A 17457-nucleotide genomic window follows, 5' to 3' on the forward strand; every position below is an offset into this window, starting at 1 on the left:
GTGCCCGCTGCTTAGATGCCTACCGAAGGATCGTTGAAAGGCCAGCCTATGCATGTCCATGCGCCAGCCCCGACCGAGGAGGAGATCCGGGGCGTCGTCGCGCCGCTCGCCTCTCTGGAAGGGCCACTTCTGCCGATGCTGCACGCGTTGCAGGATACCTGGGGCTTCGTGCCGCAGGCCGCCGTGCCGGTGCTGGCGGACATCCTGAACCTGGGCCGGGCCGAGGTGCATGGCGTCATCAGCTTCTATCACGATTTCCGCGATCATCCGGCAGGCCGCCATGTTCTGAAGATCTGCCGGGCCGAGGCTTGCCAGTCGATGGGCGCCAATGCCCTGGCCGAATCCACCCTGCAAAAGCTGGGCATTGGCTGGCACGGCACGACCCCGAACGGGGCCGTGACGGTCGAGCCGGTCTATTGCCTGGGCATGTGCGCCTGCGCCCCCGCCGCCATGGTGGATGGCAAGGTCATCGGCCGCGTCGATGATGCGCGCATGGACCGCATCCTGGCCGAGGTGGGCGCATGAAGATCTTTGTTCCCCTGGACAGCGCTTCCAAGGCGCTTGGCGCGGACGACGTGGCCGATGCGCTTGCGCGCGAGGCCACGGCCCGAGGGCTGGATGTGCAGATCGTCCGCAACGGCACCCGCGGCATGGTCTGGCTGGAGCCTCTGGTCGAGATCGACACGCCCGAAGGCCGGATCGGCTATGGCAATGTGACTGCCGATCAGGTGCCCGATCTGCTGGATGGCAAGCTGAACGGTCTGGGCCGGGTGGACGACATCGACTGGTTCGCCCGCCAGACGCGCCTGACCTTTGCCCGCTGCGGGCTGATCGACCCCCTGGATCTGGACGACTACCAGGCCAACGGCGGTCTTGCGGGCCTGCGCCGCGCGCTGGCCATGACCAAGGCCCAGATCGTGCAGGAGGTCCTGGACAGCGGCCTGCGCGGTCGCGGCGGCGCGGGCTTTCCGACGGGCATCAAGTGGAAGACCGTGGCCGAGGTCGAAGCTTCGCAGAAATACATCGTCTGCAACGCCGACGAAGGCGACAGCGGCACATTCGCTGACCGCATGATCATCGAGGGCGATCCGTTTTCGCTGATCGAAGGCATGGCCATCGCGGGGATAGGCGTGGGCGCGACGCGCGGTTATGTCTATCTGCGCTCGGAATACCCGGATGCGATCCATATCCTGACGCAGGCCGTGAGGCTCGCCCGCCAGCGCGGCCTGCTGGGTGCCGACGTGCTCGGCTCGGGCCGTGCGTTCGACATGGAGGTCCGGACGGGAGCGGGCGCCTATGTCTGCGGCGAGGAAACCAGCCTGCTGAACAGCCTGGAAGGCAAGCGCGGCACCGTGCGCGCCAAGCCGCCGCTTCCCGCCGTGCAGGGCTTCCTGGGCCAACCCACGGTTGTGAACAACGTGATCTCGCTAGCGACCGTGCCGGTGATCTTCGAGAAAGGCGCGAAACACTATGCCGATTTCGGCCTTGGCCGGTCGCGTGGTACCGTGACCCTGCAGATCGCCGGCAACGTCAAGCGTGGCGGGCTGTTCGAGACCGCTTTCGGCATAACCCTGGGCGAGGTCGTGAACGACATCGGCGGCGGCACGGCCAGCGGCCGGCCCGTCAAGGCGGTGCAGGTCGGTGGTCCGCTGGGCGCCTATATGCCGGTATCGAAATTCGACACGCCGATGGGATACGAGGAATTCGACCAGAAGGGCGGGTTGATCGGCCATGCCGGACTGGTCGTATTTGACGATACCGTGGACATGCTGCACATGGCCCGCTTCGCGATGGAGTTCTGCGCCGTGGAATCCTGCGGCAAATGCACGCCCTGCCGGATCGGCGCCGTCCGAGGGGTCGAGACCATCGACCGCATCGCGCAGGGCGACGCGGCCGCGATCCCGCTGCTGACCGACCTGTGCGAGACGATGAAGGACGGCTCGCTCTGCGCGCTTGGTGGCTTCACGCCCTTCCCGGTCATGTCCGCCCTGACCAACTTCCCCGACGATTTCGCCACCTTCAAGGAGGCAGCCGAATGAGAGACTTCATCATCCCGCAATACCCGCCGGGCGACGACCGCGACATGGGTACGCCTGCCAAGGTCGGGCTGCCGGTCACACTGATCGTGGACGGGATCGACGTGACGGTGCCCGAGGGTACCTCGGTCATGCGCGCCGCAGCCGAGGCCGGGATCATGGTCCCGAAGCTGTGCGCCAGCGACAACATGGAGGCCTTCGGGTCCTGCCGCCTGTGCGTGGTGGAAATCGAAGGCCGCCGCGGCACGCCTGCCTCCTGCACCACGCCGGTCATGGAAGGCATGATCGTCCATACGCAGTCCGACAAGCTGCGCCGGATGCGCAAGGGGGTGATGGAGCTTTACATCAGCGACCACCCGCTCGACTGTCTGACCTGCGCGGCCAATGGCGACTGCGAATTGCAGGACATGGCGGGCAATGTCGGCCTGCGCGACGTGCGCTACAAGGCGCCCGAAGGGGCCACGCTTCTCAACCACTTCGCGCCACGCGACGGCGTGGGGGTGAACGCGCATTACACGCCCAAGGACGAAAGCAACCCTTATTTCACCTTCGACCCTGCCAAGTGCATCGTCTGTTCGCGGTGCGTCCGCGCCTGCGAGGAAGTGCAGGGCACCTTCGCCCTGACGATCGAGGGGCGGGGCTTCGACAGCCGCGTCAAGGCGGGCGCCATCGGCGACGATTTCCTGACCTCGGACTGCGTGTCCTGCGGCGCCTGCGTGCAGGCCTGCCCGACCGCGACCTTGCAGGAAAAATCGGTGATCGAACTTGGGACGCCCGAACGGTCTGTCATCACCACCTGCGCCTATTGCGGCGTGGGTTGCAGCTTCAAGGCGGAACTGAACGGCGACCAACTGGTCCGCATGGTGCCCTACAAGCATGGCAAGGCGAACCGGGGCCATAGCTGCGTCAAGGGCCGCTTTGCCTATGGCTATGCCCAGCACAAGGACCGCGTCCTGAAGCCGATGATCCGCGAGACCATCGACCAGCCCTGGCGCGAGGTCGAATGGGCCGAGGCCATGACCTTCGCGGCGAACAAGCTGCGGGGCATCCAGGAAAAGTACGGCCGCAAGTCGGTGGGCGTGATCACCTCCAGCCGCTGCACCAACGAGGAAACCTATCTGGTTCAGAAGCTGACCCGCGCGGTCTTCGGCAACAACAACACCGACACCTGCGCCCGCGTCTGCCATTCGCCCACCGGATACGGGCTGGGCAAGACCTACGGCACATCCGCCGGGACGCAGGATTTCGATTCGGTCGAACAGGCCGATGTCGTCGTGATCATCGGCGCGAACCCGACGGACGGTCACCCGGTCTTCGCCAGCCGGCTGAAGAAGCGCCTGCGCGAAGGCGCCAAGCTGATCGTGGTCGATCCGCGCCGCACCGATATCGTGCGTTCGGCCCATGTCGAGGCGCAGTATCACCTGCCGCTGAAGCCCGGCACCAACGTCGCCGTGGTCACCGCCATGGCGCATGTCATCGTGACCGAAGGGTTGTTCGACGAGGACTTTATCCGCACTCGCTGCGATTGGGACGAGTTCCAGTTCTATGTCGATTTCGTCAGCGACCCGCGTCACGCGCCCGAGAATGTGGAACTGCTGACCGGCGTTCCCGCGGCCGACCTGCGCGCGGCGGCGCGGCTCTATGCAACCGGAGGCAATGGCGCGATCTATTACGGCCTGGGGGTGACGGAACATTCCCAAGGCTCGACCACCGTGATCGGCATTGCCAACCTTGCCATGCTGACCGGCAATATCGGGCGCCCGGGCGTGGGCGTGAACCCGCTGCGCGGCCAGAATAACGTGCAGGGCAGCTGCGACATGGGCAGCTTCCCCCACGAGCTGCCCGGCTATCGCCACGTCAAGCTGCCAGACGTCCGCGCGATCTATGAGCAGGCCTGGGGTTGCGAGATCGACCCCGAACCCGGGTTGCGCATCCCCAACATGCTGGACGCGGCGGTCGAGGGGACGTTCAAGGGCCTCTATTGCCAGGGCGAGGATATCCTGCAGTCCGACCCCGACACCCATCACGTCGCGGCTGGCCTTGCGGCGATGGAATGCGTGATCGTCCACGACCTGTTCCTGAACGAGACCGCGAACTATGCCCATGTCTTCCTGCCGGGCTCGTCCTTCCTAGAAAAGGACGGCACCTTCACCAATGCCGAACGCCGCATCAACCGCGTCCGCAAGGTGATGGCCCCCCGCAACGGCTATGAGGACTGGGAAGTCACGCAGCTTCTGGCAAATGCCATGGGCGCGGGCTGGCACTATACCCATCCCAGCCAGATCATGGAGGAGATCGCCGCCACGACCCCCAGCTTCGCCGGCGTTACCTACGACGTGCTGGAGGAGAAGGGTTCGGTCCAGTGGCCATGCAACGAGAAGGTGCCGGACGGCACGCCGCTGATGCATGTGGACGGCTTCGTATCCGGCAAGGGGCATTTCATGGTCACCGAATACGTGGCGACCGACGAACGCACCGGTCCGCGCTTCCCGCTGCTGCTGACCACCGGCCGGATCCTGTCGCAGTATAACGTGGGCGCGCAGACCCGGCGGACCGAAAACGTCGTCTGGCACCCCGAGGACGTGCTGGAGATCAACCCGCATGACGCCGAAAACCGCGGCATCAACGACGGGGATTGGGTGCGGCTGGCGTCCCGCGCGGGGGAAACGACGCTCCGCGCGACCCTGACCGACCGCGTGGCGGCGGGGGTGGTCTATACGACCTTCCATCACCCGGCGACGCAGGCCAATGTGGTGACCACCGACTTCTCGGACTGGGCGACGAACTGCCCGGAATTCAAGGTGACGGCGGTGCAGGTCAGCCCCTCGAACGGTCCGTCGGAATGGCAGGAAAGCTACAACGAGCAGGCCGAACGGTCGCGGCGCATCCTGACCGCGGCGGAGTAGGGCATGGACTTGCCGCCGCCCTTCGGGGCCATGGATGCGACCCATCACCGGCCCGCCTTGTTAAGTGGGGGCAGCAGCGTTGCGGTGACGCGCGCGCTGCCCGAGGAAACCGCCATCGCCATGGTCTATGACGGCACGACCTATGCCGTGATGATGGCGACGCCTGCGGATGTGCAGGACTTCGCCGTGGGCTTTTCCCTGACCGAGGGAATCGTGACCGGCATCGACCAGATCGCCAGTTGCGACGTGATCGCCCATCCCAAGGGGATTGAGGCGCAGATGTGGCTGGCCGAGGATCGGGGCGCTGCCCTTGCCGCGCGCCGCCGGACGCTCGCCGGGCCAGTCGGCTGCGGCCTTTGCGGTATCGACAGCATCGAGGCGGCGGTGCGCAACCTGCCGGATCTGGAGCAGGCGGGTCCCATTCTGACTGTCGAGGAGATCGCCGCCGCGACCGAATCCCTGCGCGGCTGGCAGCCTCTACACGACCGCACCCGCGCCGTCCATGCGGCGGGCTTCCTGTTGCCGGGCCGAGGCGTCGTCCTGGCGCGTGAGGATGTCGGGCGCCACAACGCCCTGGACAAGCTGATCGGTGCGATGGCCCGGCAGGGAATGGACCCCGCGCAGGGCGCCATCGTCCTGACCAGCCGGGTCTCCACCGAGATGGTGCAGAAATGCGTCATGGCGGGCTGCGCCATTCTGATCGCCGTTTCTGCCCCCACGCTGCACGCCCTGCGCCTGGCTGAAGGCGCAGGGCTGACCCTTGCCGCCTTCGCGCGCGGCGAGGGCTTCGACCTGTTTACCCACCCCGAACGGCTGGATGCCAAGGTTTCCGATGTCGCCTGAAAAGATGGTCACCATGGCCAACCAGATCGCCACCTTTTTCGACACCCAGCCAGGCCATGCGCCCGACAAGATCGCCGCCCACCTGAAGGATTACTGGGAGCCCCGGATGCGCGACCAGTTGAAGTCCTATGTGCAGGCGGGCGGCGCGGGCCTGCGTCCCTCGGTCCACGAGGCCGCGCAGCGTCTTTGATCGGGATGTCATGAAACCGCCCCCATGTCCCGGGTGTTGATGGTGGAAATCACACTGGGGGACGGATGCGCGACACAGCCGAGAAGGTGGATCTTTCCGCCTGCCGTTTATGCGTGATCGCCAATCGCGGATCGGGCAAGAAGGACGGCGATGAACAGGTCGCCGCCATACGGGACGCGCTGACGGGCAAGGTCGCCGAACTGGCCCTGCGCCTGACGGACCGGGGGGATCAACTGTCGCGTCTGGCCCGCCAAGCCGTCGAGGATGGCTTCGATATCGTCTTGGCCTTTGGCGGCGACGGCACGCAGGCGGCGGTCGCGGGCGCCCTGACGGGCACCGATACGCTGATGGGCGTGCTGCCGGGCGGGACCTTCAACTATTTCGCGCGCGACCTGGGCGTGGGCGAAACTATCGAGGATGCCTTGGCGACCCTGCTGGACGCCAAGGCAAAACCGGTCGATGTCGGCCAGATCGAGAACCTGATCTTCCTGAACAATGTCAGCCTGGGCGCCTATCCGCATATCCTGAAGACGCGCGAGGGCATCTACAAGAGGTGGGGCCGGTCGCGCCTTGCGGCCTATTGGTCGGTGCTTGTGGCGATGCGGCGGCTGCGTCACCCGATGCATCTTGTCGCCCGCGTCGGCGGGGAAGAGCGCCATTTCACCACGGCCCTGGTCTTTGTCGCCCACAGCGCGTATCAGCTGGACTCCTTCGGGCTGGACGGGGCGGATGCGATCCGCGCGGGCAATTTCGCGGTGCTGATCGCCAAGGCGCGACGTCCCCTGCCGCTGCTGCAATCGGCCTTCCGGCTGGCCTTCGGGCTCAGCGCCAAGGACAACGACTTTGACCTCATCATCACCGACAGCCTGACGATCGAGACCGGCAGGCGCCAGCAACTCATCGCCCATGACGGCGAGAAGACGCGCATGGTCAGCCCCTTCCACCTGCAGGTCCGCCACGGTGCCCTGAAGGTGCTTGTGCCTGCCGATGGCAGCAGCAAGACCAAGGACGCCAAGGCGTGACACGGATCGTCCACCTGTCGGATCTGCATTTCGGCTTTCACCGCGCCGGTTTGACCGACCACCTGCTGGAGCGCGTCAATGGCGCCGGCGCCGATCTGGTGGTGGTGACCGGCGACGTGACGCATCGCGGCCGGCGCGACCAGTACGACCAGGCGGCGGCCTTCCTGTCGCGCATCCAGGCACCGGTGATGGCTGTGCCGGGCAACCATGACGTGCCGCTTTACAACGTCCTTGTCCGGTACCTGGCGCCTTATGCGGGCTATCGCCGCGCGATGGGGCCTGAACTGACGCCCACGCGGCAGGCGGGCAGGGTGCGTGTCCTGGCGCTGAACAGCGTCGATCCCTGTGCCGTCCAGCGCGGCGTCATCCGGGAGGGAGAAATCGGGCGGCTGGTCGGGGGCCTTGACCCGCTGTCCATGAACGTGGTCGCCCTGCATCACCCGCTGGAGCACCTGGCGGAGGTGGACAAGGAACTGACCCGCCGCGCGCCCGAGGCCCTGGCCCGGCTGGAGCGTGCGGGCGCGCGGATCGTGCTGTCAGGCCATCTGCATGTCTGGGCGACCGGCGCGATGCTGGACCAGACGGCGCATCCGGGCGTGCTGCAGATCCAGGCGGGCACGGCGCTGTGCGGCCGCCCGTCGGACCGGCAGAACGAATTTGCGGTGCTGCAGATCGACGGGCCGCTGCTGACCATCGAACGCCATGTCGCGCCCATGGACGAGCCGTCCTTCCGCCCGCCAGAATACGAATACTTTTCCCACGAAAGCGGGATCTGGGTTGCCCATCAGCCGGCGGAAAAGCCGATCGTGCCGGGAGCCACCGAAACCGCCTTCAGCACCGCGTGAACCGCAAGGCCGGGCGCCAGGTGCAGCGCCCTGGCCGAGCGCGCCGTGATCCGCGCCAGGATCACCTGGTCGCCAGCCTCCAGTCGCACAAGGACGCTGCCGCCGCTGTCGGTCAGATCGCGTACCCGGGCCGGGATCACGTTGAGCGCCGAGATCCCCTGCGGTGCGGCGGTCGCGATCATAACGTCCTGCGCCAGGATCCGCAGCCGCAGCGGGGCGCCGACCGGTGCCGCGACGCGGGGCAGGAACAGCGGGCCGGAAGACGTGGCCAGCCGCGTCAGTCCGTCGGCCTCCTGCGCATCGACCCGCGCGGCCAGGATGGCCCCGATGTCCGACGAGCCGAACAAGGGCGCGGTGGCCGGATCGGACAGCATGTCGGCAACCGGCCCCGCAGCTGTCACGCGGCCCCCGTCGACCAGCACGACCGTCGTGGCAAGGCGGGCGACCTCGGCCGTGGAATGGCTGACGTAGAGGATCGGCAGTCCCGCATGATCGCGCAGGCGCTCCAGATAGGGCAGGATTTCCTCTTTCCGGGGCTGGTCCAACGCGGCCAGAGGCTCATCCATCAGCAGCAGGCGGGGGTGGGACAGGATTGCTCGGCCAAGCGCGACCCTCTGGCGTTCGCCGCCCGACAGGGCGGCGGGACGGCGGGCCAGCAGATGGCCGATGCCCAGCATCTCGACGACGCGGGACAGGTCGGATGTGCGCCCGGGCGCGGTGAACCAGTGGCCGAACAGCAGGTTCTGGCGGACGGTCAGGTGCGGGAACAGCCGCGCCTCCTGGAAGACATAGCCGATGCCGCGCCGATGCGGCGGCAGGAAGATGCCCCGGTCGCTGTCGGTCAGAACCGTGTCCCCGACCGTGACGCGACCGGACGATGGCCGCAGCAGTCCCGCGACGGCATTGACAATGGTCGTCTTGCCCGATCCCGACTGCCCGAACAGCGCCGTCAGCCCGGCGGGCGCCTCGAAGGCGGCGTCCAGCGTAAAGCCCGGAAAGGCATGGCGCAGCGCGACCTTCAGCATCACGTCCCCCGGATGCGGCGCGCGATCAGGCGCGACAGCCACTCCGACAGGAACAGCCCGGCCATGGCGATGACGACGGCGATGACAACCAGCCGGGCTGCCGCAGCCTCGCCCCCCGGCACCTGCAGGAAGGCATAGATGGCCGAGGGCAGGGTCTGCGTCTGGCCGGGGATGTTCGAGACAAATGTGATGGTTGCCCCGAATTCCCCAATCGCCTTGGCAAAGGCCAGGATGGCCCCCGCAAGGATGCCCGGCAGGATCAGCGGCAGGGTCACGGTCAGGAAGACCCATGGACGCGGCGCCCCCAGGGTGGAGGCCGCCTGTTCCAGCTTCGGATCGACGGCCTCGATGGCCAGGCGGATGGCGCGGACCATCAGGGGAAACGCCATGATGGCGGCGGCAAGCGCCGCGCCCGTCCAGCGGAAGGCGAAGACGATGCCGATCTGGTCCAGCCATTGGCCGACCGTGCCGCGCCGCCCGAAGGTCAGCAGCAGCAGATAGCCCGTGACGACCGGCGGCAGCACCAGAGGCAGGTGCACCAGGCCGTTCAGCAGCCCATGACCCGGAAAGCGCCACCGCGCCAGGGCGTAGGCCACGAGGATGCCCGCGGGCAGGCTGACCGCCACCGCCCACAGCGAAACCTTCAGCGACAGGCGGACGGCCTGCCACGCCTCGGGGGTCAGCCAGTCGGTCAAGTCAGTCGGTCACCGTGAATCCATGCTTCTGGAAGATTGCATCGGCAGCGCCGCCCGACAAGGCGTCATAGAAGGCGCGGTCGGCGTCGTCCGCAGCCCCCCTCAGCAGGGCGGCCGGATAGGTGATCGTCGGATAGCTGTCGGCAGGAAATTCGCCCACGACGGTCACGTTGTCCTCGGCCGTGGCGTCGGTGGCATAGACGATGCCGTAGGGCGCTTCCCCGGTCGCGACCAGGGCCAGGGCCGCGCGCACGTTGTCGGATTGCGCCACGTCCGCCTGAACATTGTTCCACAGGCCAAGGTTTTCCAGCGCCGCCTTGCCGTATTGCCCGGCGGGAACGGAATCGACCAGCGCCATCGCCAGCTTGCCGCCGTCCAGCAGCCCGGCCAGATCCGTGTCGGTCCCGATCTGCACCGGCGCCGCATTTGCTCCATGGGCGATCAGCACCAGCCGGTTGCCCAGAATGTCGCCGCGCGCCATGACCAGGCCGGCCTTCTCGACCTCGTCCACCCATTCGCTGTTGGCCGAGAGGAAAAGATCGGCGGGCGCGCCTTGGATGATCTGCTTGGCGAGCGCATTAGAGCCTGCATAGGAAATCGTCACGGTATCGCCGGTGTCCTTGGTGAACTGCGCCGCCACCTCGTCCAGCGCGTTCTTCAGGGATGCGGCGGCGAAGACGCTGACATCCTCGGCCCAGGCGGGCAGGGCGGTCAGGGTCAGGGCGGCCGCGGCAAGCAGGGAAGGGCGCATCGGAACCTCGTTCGATATGTTCGGCAGAACCTATCGCGCCTGCCCACAGTGCGGCAAGCGATATCTCCACAAGGACATATCCCCCTGTTCCTGCACTTTTGCATTGAGTTACAGGCAAAAGCCGATTATACGAGCGCCAGTCTTTGGGGCGAAATGGTCAGAACAGGCCGCATTGAAACGGGTCGGGCGTCAAGCCGCGACCCTTTGTCGTTCCCGAAAGGCGCCATAAAGACCGGCGGAGCCAACCGCATGGCCAGTGACATCGTTGTAAAGGAAACTGAATATATATGTGCGCTAAAGCGACCATGGAGGAATTCGAAGCCCTCCTGAACGAAAGCTTCGACATCGACACGCCGGACGAAGGTTCGGTTGTCAAGGGCCGTGTCATCGCCATCGAGGCGGGTCAGGCCATCATCGACGTCGGCTACAAGATGGAAGGCCGCGTCGATCTGAAGGAATTCGCAAATCCCGGCGAAGAGCCGAACCTGAAGGTCGGCGACGAGGTCGAGGTCTATCTGGACCGCGTGGAAAACGCCCGCGGCGAAGCCTCGATTAGCCGCGAGAAGGCTCGCCGCGAGGAAGCCTGGGACCGCCTGGAAAAAGCCTATGCCGATGAAGAGCGCGTCGAAGGCGCCATCTTCGGCCGCGTCAAGGGCGGCTTCACCGTCGACCTGGGCGGCGCCGTGGCCTTCCTGCCCGGTTCGCAGGTCGATGTCCGCCCCGTGCGCGATGCCGGCCCGCTGATGGGTCTGAAGCAGCCGTTCCAGATCCTGAAGATGGACCGTCGCCGTGGCAACATCGTCGTGTCGCGCCGCGCCATCCTGGAAGAGAGCCGCGCCGAACAGCGCGCCGAGGTCATCGCCAACCTGACCGAAGGCCAGACCGTGAACGGTGTCGTCAAGAACATCACCGAATACGGTGCCTTCGTCGATCTGGGCGGCGTTGACGGCCTGCTGCACGTCACCGACATGGCATGGCGCCGCGTCAACCACCCGTCCGAGATCCTGAACATCGGCGAGACCGTCAAGGTCCAGGTGATCAAGATCAACAAGGACAGCCACCGCATCAGCCTGGGCATGAAGCAGCTGCAGGCCGATCCGTGGGATACCGTGGGCGACAAGTTCCCGATCGGCTCGGTCCACCAGGGCCGCGTGACCAACATCACCGACTACGGCGCGTTCGTCGAGCTGGAAGCGGGTGTCGAAGGCCTGGTCCACGTGTCGGAAATGAGCTGGACCAAGAAGAACGTCCATCCGGGCAAGATCGTCTCGACCTCTCAGGAAGTCGAAGTGATGGTGCTGGAGATCGACGAGGCCAAGCGCCGCGTGTCGCTGGGTCTGAAGCAGACGCAGCGCAACCCGTGGGAAGTCTTCGCGGAAACCCATCCGTCGGGCACCGTCATCGAGGGCGAAGTCAAGAACATCACCGAATTCGGTCTGTTCGTCGGCCTCGAAGGCGACATCGACGGCATGGTCCACCTGTCGGACATCTCGTGGGATGCCCGCGGCGAGGACGCGATCCAGGACTTCCGCAAGGGCGACGTGGTCAAGGCCGTCGTCCAGGACGTGGACGTCGAGAAGGAACGCATCAGCCTGTCGATCAAGGCCTTGGAAAACGAGCACATGGCCGAAGCCGTTGACGGCGTGAAGCGTGGCTCGGTCGTGACCGTCGAGGTCACCGCGATCGAGGATGGCGGGATCGAGGTGGAATACAACGGCGTCAAGTCGTTCATCCGCCGTTCGGATCTGGCCCGCGACCGTCAGGACCAGCGCCCCGAGCGCTTCGGCGTCGGCGACAAGGTCGATGCGCGGGTCACCAACATCGACACCAAGACCCGTCGTCTGGGCCTGTCGATCAAGGCCCGCGAGATCGCCGAGGAAAAGGAAGCCATCGACCAGTACGGCAGCTCGGATTCGGGCGCGTCGCTGGGCGACATCCTGGGCGCCGCGCTGAACCGCGGCAACTGATCCCGGTTTCAGCCATCCGACATGGCCCGTCCCTGCGGTTGCAGGGGCGGGCGTTTTCGTGCCGAAACGACGTCCCGGGGGCCTTCAGTTCTCTTGCGCGGCCGGGCCAAAACTGGCATCGCTATTGAAACTGGGCACCTTTTCCTGCGTTGCCTGTATCGCAAGTCCCGCGAACGACGTCTTGCAGCCGCTACACTACTGGGGGGATGATGATCCGTTCCGAACTGATCCAGCTTATCGCTGACGAAAACCCGCATCTGTTCCGGCGTGACGTCGAAAGGATCGTGAACACGGTCTTCGAGGAGATCATCGACGCCATGGCTCGGGGGGACCGGGTCGAGTTGCGCGGCTTTGGCGCCTTCTCGGTCAAGAAGCGCGACGCCAGGACGGGACGAAACCCCCGGACAGGCGAGGCCGTCGATGTGAACCAGAAATACGTGCCCTTCTTCAAGACCGGAAAATTGCTGCGCGATCGGTTGAACGGGGACGCCTGACGGCGCTAAACCGCCGCAGGAAACCCGGCCGCGGTTTGCGGCCGCAAGCAAGGACTGTCGATGCGCTTTCTTCGTCTGATCTTCATCGTGGCTTTGGCAATCATCCTGATCGCGGTTGCCCTGGCCAACCGCGACATCGTTACGCTGTCCGCCTTCCCGGCGAATTTCGGCCAATACCTGGGCGGGCGCTGGTCGGTTGACCTTCCCCTGTTCCTGGTGATCTTCCTGGCCTTCGCGCTTGGGATGCTGGCCGGACTGGTGTGGGAATGGCTGCGTGAATCGCATATCCGGCGCGAACTGCGCGCCAAGGCCGCCCGTGCCGCCCGTCTGGAAAATGAGGTAGGCCACCTGCGCGAACGTCACGCCTCCCCGAAGGATGAGGTTCTGGCGATCCTCGATCGCCCGAAGCCTGCCGCGGCGCCCGCCACCCCCGTCGCCTCGGCCGAGCCCGCGTCCGGCACGACGCTGCCCGCCAACCGCTGACGATGGCTCAGGTCAAGATCTGCGGGCTGCGCAGGCCGGAACATATCGTCGCTGCGGCCGAGGCCGGGGCGCGTTATGTCGGCCTTGTCTTTTTCCCGAAATCGCCGCGCGCTGTCTCTGTCGATGAGGCGGCGGAGTTGGCGGCACATGTGCCGGTCGGCGTGGCCCGCGTCGGCCTGTTCGTCGATCCCGATGACGCCATGCTGGAGGAAACTCTGGCAAAGGTGCCGCTGGACATCATCCAGCTTCATGGGTCCGAGTCGCCTCACCGGGTCGCCGCCGTCAAGGCCTTGACCGGCCTGCCGGTCATGAAGTCCGTGGGATTGTCGGGTCCTTCGGACCTGCCCGCCTTGACCGATTACGGGCTGGTGGCCGACATGCTGCTGGTCGATGCCAAGCCGCCCAAGGGCGCGGATCTTCCCGGCGGCAACGGCCTGTCCTTCGACTGGCGCCTGCTGGTCGGGCGCAAGTGGCTGCGCCCCTGGATGCTGGCGGGCGGGCTGACGGCGCAGAATGTGGCCGAGGCGATCCGCCTGACCGGTGCTCCGGCCGTCGATGTCTCGTCAGGAGTGGAATCCGAGCCCGGGTTGAAGGACGAGGGGCTGATCCGCGCATTTATCGCGGCCGCCGGATGATCGTCCGTTTCCGTCCCGCAGGTCGCGACGATGTTCCGGCCGTCGCCGCAATGCTGGCCGATGACATGCTGGGCCAGGACCGCGAGACTACGGACATGAGCGTCTATCTTGCAGCCTTCGACGCCATGCAGGCACAGGGGAACAATCACCTGATCGTCGGCACGACGGACGATGACATCGTGGCCTGCTACCAGCTTCTCATCATTGCGGGGCTTTCCTCCTCTGCCGCCCTTCGTGCCCAGATCGAGGGCGTCAGGGTCGCATCGGACCGTCGAGGCATGGGGATCGGTGCGCAACTGATCGCGGATGCCGAACGGCGCGCGCGTGATGCAGGCTGCAGCCAGATGCAACTGACGACGAACAAGTCGCGGCTTGATGCGCAGCGCTTCTATGACCGGCTGGGCTTCACCCCCAGCCATATCGGCTATAAGAAAGCCCTCTAGGCTTCCGAGAGTATTCCAGCGAAGGCGCGTCCCATGGCAGATGATCTGGTGAACAGCTACAAGACCGGCCCCGACGAACAGGGGCGGTTCGGCATTTATGGCGGCCGCTTCGTCAGCGAGACGCTGATGCCGCTGGTGCTGGACCTGGAAGCCGAATACGAGCGCGCGAAGACGGACCCCGAGTTCTGGGCCGAGATGGACGACCTGTGGACGCATTACGTCGGCCGCCCGTCGCCCCTGTATTTCGCGGAGCGCCTGACCGAGTACCTGGGCGGCGCCAAGATCTACATGAAGCGCGACGAGCTGAACCACACCGGCGCGCACAAGATCAACAACGTGCTGGGGCAGATCCTGCTGGCCCGCCGCATGGGCAAGACGCGGATCATTGCCGAAACCGGTGCGGGCCAGCATGGCGTGGCGACCGCCACCGTCTGCGCGCGCTTTGGCCTGAAATGCATCGTCTACATGGGCGCCACCGATGTGGAACGCCAGGCGCCGAACGTTTTCCGGATGCGCCTTCTGGGGGCCGAGGTGGTGCCCGTCACCAGCGGCCGCGGCACGCTGAAGGACGCGATGAACGACGCCCTGCGCGATTGGGTGACCAATGTGCGCGACACCTTCTATTGCATCGGCACGGTCGCGGGCCCGCATCCCTATCCGGCGATGGTGCGCGATTTCCAGTCGATCATCGGGAAAGAGGTCAAGGAGCAGATCCTGCCCCGCGAGGGTCGTCTGCCCGATACAATCGTCGCGGCGATCGGCGGCGGGTCGAACGCCATGGGGCTGTTCCATCCCTTCCTGGACGACAAGGAAGTCCGCATCATCGGAGTCGAGGCCGGCGGCAAGGGCGTGGACGACCGGATGCAGCATTGCGCAAGCCTCTCGGGCGGGCGCGCGGGCGTGCTGCACGGCAACCGCACCTATCTGTTGCAGGATGACGACGGGCAGATCCTGGAAGGCCATTCGATCAGCGCGGGCCTGGATTATCCGGGCATCGGGCCGGAGCATGCCTGGCTGAACGACACGGGCCGCGCCGAATATGTCAGCATCACCGATGACGAGGCTTTGGCCGCCTTCCAGCTCTGCTGCGCGCAGGAAGGCATCATTCCGGCGCTGGAACCCAGCCATGCCCTGGCCCATGTGATGAAGATCGCCCCCGATCTGCCGCGCGACCATATCATCGTGATGAACATGTGCGGACGCGGCGACAAGGACATCTTCACCGTTGCCAAGCACCTGGGCGCCGATATCAGGATCTGAGCGGCCTCAACGGCTTAGCGCCAGAACATTGAAACGGGATTCAAGATGGGGGTCGGGAAACATCACCCGGCCCCTGTTTTCGTCTATCATCTCGACCACCCCCAGTTCGGGCACCCTCTGCGGGTCCGAGCCAGCGGAAAAGGGCGGCAGGTCGGCATAAGGCGGCGGCGTATCGCCCGCGATGAAGCCTGTGCCCAGATAGACCAGCCGCTCGCCGTCTTGGTGGATCTGCCCCTTGGTCCGCTGCGAACCCGTCAGCTTCTCTAGGCTGCCGTCGCTGCCGATCCGGCAGCGGAACGGCTGATAGACGGTGATCGGCAGCAGCCGGCCCATCTTGATGACCCGGCAGGACCAGTCGCCCGGCATCACCGCCCTGGCCCCTTCCGGCGGCAGCGGATCGCCTCGCAGGACACCGGCCAGCGTCGCCAGGTCGGCGGGATCGCCGCCCGAAAAGGCGTCCAGCAACGCCTCGCCCGCAGCGGCGTGGTATTCGGCAAGCCTGCGCCCATCGTCGGCATGGATCGGTGTGCCGTCCGCCAACTGCTGCGACAGGCCGGCGGTGGGAAGCAGGCAGGCAAGCGCGACAGCGGCAAGATCAGCCCTGCGCGTCGACGGCATGAGCCCTCAGCAGTTCCAGGGGGATGATGTCCAGGGCGCGGACATGGGTCGCTTCCAGCACCACGCCGGGGGCGGCGAATTCCTGCGCCGCCTGCAGGAACCGTGCCGCGCAAAGGCACCAGCGGTCACCCGGCTTCAGGCCCTCGAAGCGGAACTCGGGCCGGGGCGTCGTCAGGTCGTTGCCCAGGTATTTCGACAGCGCGAGGAATTCCGCATCGACCACGACGCAGACGGTGTGGCTACCCGCGTCGCCTTGTCCGGTATCGCAGCAGCCGTTGCGATAGAACCCGGTCAGCGGCTTCATCGAGCACGGTTCGAGCCGGGTTCCCAGCACGTTCAGCGATGGTTCCATGGCGCGTCCTCCCCTTGACAGGCTACAGCCATGCGGCGAGTCAGCCAAGCCCCCCAGATCATGTCTGGCGAAATCGCTCGCTCAGTTGCCGCAACTTGTCCGTGAGGCTGGCGGGTTCGACCGCTGGGGCCGGTGCCGGAGCAGGGATGGCAGGTGCCGGCTTTTCCGGCGCGGGCCGGGTGCCGCTATTCCGCGCGGGCTGCAGCCGCGCCGCCACCAGGTTCTGGAAGCGTGGACCGTCACCCTGGGCCAGGGCCGCTGCCCCGTCCGAGACGCCGCGCAGCAGATCGTCCAGCCAGCCCTGATCCGCCTTGGCGAAGTCCGACAGCACATGGCCCGCGACCCGCTCCTTGTCGCCCGGATGGCCGACTCCCAGCCGGACGCGGCCATAATCGGCGCCGATATGCTGGTGGATGGACCGCAGGCCGTTATGGCCCGCATGGCCGCCACCCTGCTTGACGCGGCACTTGCCGGGGGCAAGGTCCAGTTCGTCATGCATCACGATCACCTCGGCGGGCGTCAGCTTCAGATAGCGCATCGCCTCGCCCACGGACTGGCCCGACAGGTTCATGAAGGTCTGCGGCTTGAGCAGGGTGACGCGCATCGTCCCAAGCCGCCCTTCCGCGGCAAGCCCGTGGAAGCGCGCCTTCCACGGGGAAAAGCCGTGATCGGCGGCGATCCGGTCAACGGCCATGAAGCCGATGTTGTGACGGTTCGCCGCGTATTTTGCGCCGGGATTGCCCAGGCCGACGATCAGCTTCACGCGTGCCTCCTGCTGCCCATTGGGGCGAAGTTCGTTCCATGCCTTGCGGCGGACCTTGCCCGTTACTAAGACTCTGTCAACCTTTCGCGGCTAACAGATGGGACATGCGCCCTGGCGAATCGCGGGAAC

Annotated in this window: 19 protein-coding genes; 13 read left to right on the plus strand and 6 right to left on the minus strand. The window is 66.1% G+C overall.

Annotated features, from left to right (window positions below):
• Positions 1 to 48 precede the first annotated feature (48 nt).
• The 7 genes from OU682_RS08465 to OU682_RS08495 all read left to right on the plus strand — a co-directional run bounded on the left by OU682_RS08465 (position 49) and on the right by OU682_RS08495 (position 7842).
• Positions 49 to 525 carry a formate dehydrogenase subunit gamma gene (locus OU682_RS08465; RefSeq protein WP_268941699.1) on the plus strand — a complete coding sequence of 159 codons (477 nt, stop codon included), beginning with the start codon at positions 49 to 51 and terminating at the stop codon, positions 523 to 525.
• Complete coding sequence (locus OU682_RS08470) at positions 522 to 2039, plus strand: formate dehydrogenase beta subunit (RefSeq protein WP_268941636.1); 1518 nt, start codon at positions 522 to 524, stop codon at positions 2037 to 2039. Before OU682_RS08465 ends, OU682_RS08470 begins: the two co-directional genes overlap by 4 nt.
• On the plus strand, positions 2036 to 4942 hold the full coding sequence (fdhF, locus tag OU682_RS08475; protein ID WP_268941637.1) for a formate dehydrogenase subunit alpha: 2907 nt from the start codon (positions 2036 to 2038) through the stop codon (positions 4940 to 4942). The genes OU682_RS08470 and fdhF overlap by 4 nt, the downstream gene beginning before the upstream one ends.
• Before the next feature lie 3 nt (positions 4943 to 4945).
• Positions 4946 to 5785, plus strand: a complete 840-nt coding sequence (gene fdhD / locus OU682_RS08480) for a formate dehydrogenase accessory sulfurtransferase FdhD (RefSeq protein ID WP_371832220.1) — start codon at positions 4946 to 4948, stop codon at positions 5783 to 5785.
• Positions 5775 to 5975: a formate dehydrogenase subunit delta gene (locus tag OU682_RS08485; protein WP_268941638.1), complete on the plus strand. Its 201-nt coding sequence runs from the start codon at positions 5775 to 5777 to the stop codon at positions 5973 to 5975. Before fdhD ends, OU682_RS08485 begins: the two co-directional genes overlap by 11 nt.
• A 65-nt stretch (positions 5976 to 6040) precedes the next feature.
• Positions 6041 to 6997: a diacylglycerol/lipid kinase family protein gene (locus OU682_RS08490; protein ID WP_268941639.1), complete on the plus strand. Its 957-nt coding sequence runs from the start codon at positions 6041 to 6043 to the stop codon at positions 6995 to 6997.
• Positions 6994 to 7842 carry a metallophosphoesterase family protein gene (locus OU682_RS08495; protein WP_268941640.1) on the plus strand — a complete coding sequence of 283 codons (849 nt, stop codon included), beginning with the start codon at positions 6994 to 6996 and terminating at the stop codon, positions 7840 to 7842. The genes OU682_RS08490 and OU682_RS08495 overlap by 4 nt, the downstream gene beginning before the upstream one ends.
• On the opposite strand, the gene modC is transcribed toward OU682_RS08495, so the two are convergent.
• Genes modC through modA form a run of 3 tightly spaced genes read right to left on the minus strand, consistent with a single transcriptional unit; the run spans position 7782 to position 10313 of the window.
• Positions 7782 to 8870: a molybdenum ABC transporter ATP-binding protein gene (modC, locus tag OU682_RS08500; protein ID WP_268941641.1), complete on the minus strand. Its 1089-nt coding sequence runs from the start codon at positions 8868 to 8870 to the stop codon at positions 7782 to 7784. The two genes, OU682_RS08495 and modC, sit on opposite strands and share 61 nt — an antisense overlap.
• Positions 8867 to 9562 carry a molybdate ABC transporter permease subunit gene (modB, locus tag OU682_RS08505; protein ID WP_268941642.1) on the minus strand — a complete coding sequence of 232 codons (696 nt, stop codon included), beginning with the start codon at positions 9560 to 9562 and terminating at the stop codon, positions 8867 to 8869. Before modB ends, modC begins: the two co-directional genes overlap by 4 nt.
• A gap of 1 nt (position 9563) precedes the next feature.
• Positions 9564 to 10313: a molybdate ABC transporter substrate-binding protein gene (gene modA / locus OU682_RS08510; protein WP_268941643.1), complete on the minus strand. Its 750-nt coding sequence runs from the start codon at positions 10311 to 10313 to the stop codon at positions 9564 to 9566.
• A 287-nt stretch (positions 10314 to 10600) separates the two neighbouring features.
• Between modA and rpsA the strand changes: the two genes are divergently transcribed.
• The 6 genes from rpsA (at position 10601) to trpB (ending at position 15595) form a co-directional block, all read left to right on the plus strand.
• Positions 10601 to 12280 carry a 30S ribosomal protein S1 gene (rpsA, locus tag OU682_RS08515; RefSeq protein WP_268941644.1) on the plus strand — a complete coding sequence of 560 codons (1680 nt, stop codon included), beginning with the start codon at positions 10601 to 10603 and terminating at the stop codon, positions 12278 to 12280.
• A 209-nt stretch (positions 12281 to 12489) separates the two neighbouring features.
• Positions 12490 to 12774 (plus strand): integration host factor subunit beta, encoded by a 285-nt coding sequence (gene ihfB, locus OU682_RS08520; protein ID WP_268941645.1) that lies wholly within the window; start codon positions 12490 to 12492, stop codon positions 12772 to 12774.
• Between the two features lie 60 nt (positions 12775 to 12834).
• The gene (locus OU682_RS08525; protein ID WP_268941646.1) at positions 12835 to 13257 is read left to right on the plus strand and encodes a lipopolysaccharide assembly protein LapA domain-containing protein; all 423 of its coding nucleotides are present in this window, start codon (positions 12835 to 12837) and stop codon (positions 13255 to 13257) included.
• Between the two features lie 2 nt (positions 13258 to 13259).
• Positions 13260 to 13892, plus strand: coding sequence for a phosphoribosylanthranilate isomerase (locus tag OU682_RS08530; protein WP_268941647.1), 633 nt, complete (start codon positions 13260 to 13262; stop codon positions 13890 to 13892).
• Positions 13892 to 14335, plus strand: coding sequence for a GNAT family N-acetyltransferase (locus OU682_RS08535; RefSeq protein ID WP_268941701.1), 444 nt, complete (start codon positions 13892 to 13894; stop codon positions 14333 to 14335). Before OU682_RS08530 ends, OU682_RS08535 begins: the two co-directional genes overlap by 1 nt.
• Before the next feature lie 33 nt (positions 14336 to 14368).
• Positions 14369 to 15595, plus strand: coding sequence for a tryptophan synthase subunit beta (gene trpB / locus OU682_RS08540; protein WP_268941648.1), 1227 nt, complete (start codon positions 14369 to 14371; stop codon positions 15593 to 15595).
• A 6-nt stretch (positions 15596 to 15601) separates the two neighbouring features.
• On the opposite strand, the gene OU682_RS08545 is transcribed toward trpB, so the two are convergent.
• The 3 genes from OU682_RS08545 to pth are packed head-to-tail and all read right to left on the minus strand — an operon-like array spanning position 15602 to position 17328.
• Positions 15602 to 16213: a DUF4893 domain-containing protein gene (locus tag OU682_RS08545; protein ID WP_268941649.1), complete on the minus strand. Its 612-nt coding sequence runs from the start codon at positions 16211 to 16213 to the stop codon at positions 15602 to 15604.
• Entirely contained in the window at positions 16191 to 16565 is a 375-nt protein-coding gene (locus OU682_RS08550; protein WP_268941650.1) for a DUF2237 family protein, read from the minus strand. The genes OU682_RS08545 and OU682_RS08550 overlap by 23 nt, the downstream gene beginning before the upstream one ends.
• Before the next feature lie 58 nt (positions 16566 to 16623).
• Positions 16624 to 17328, minus strand: coding sequence for an aminoacyl-tRNA hydrolase (gene pth / locus OU682_RS08555; RefSeq protein WP_268941651.1), 705 nt, complete (start codon positions 17326 to 17328; stop codon positions 16624 to 16626).
• Positions 17329 to 17457: the final 129 nt, after the last annotated feature.

This window comes from Paracoccus benzoatiresistens (assembly GCF_026913015.1).
GTDB classification, from domain to species: Bacteria; Pseudomonadota; Alphaproteobacteria; order Rhodobacterales; family Rhodobacteraceae; genus Paracoccus; species Paracoccus benzoatiresistens.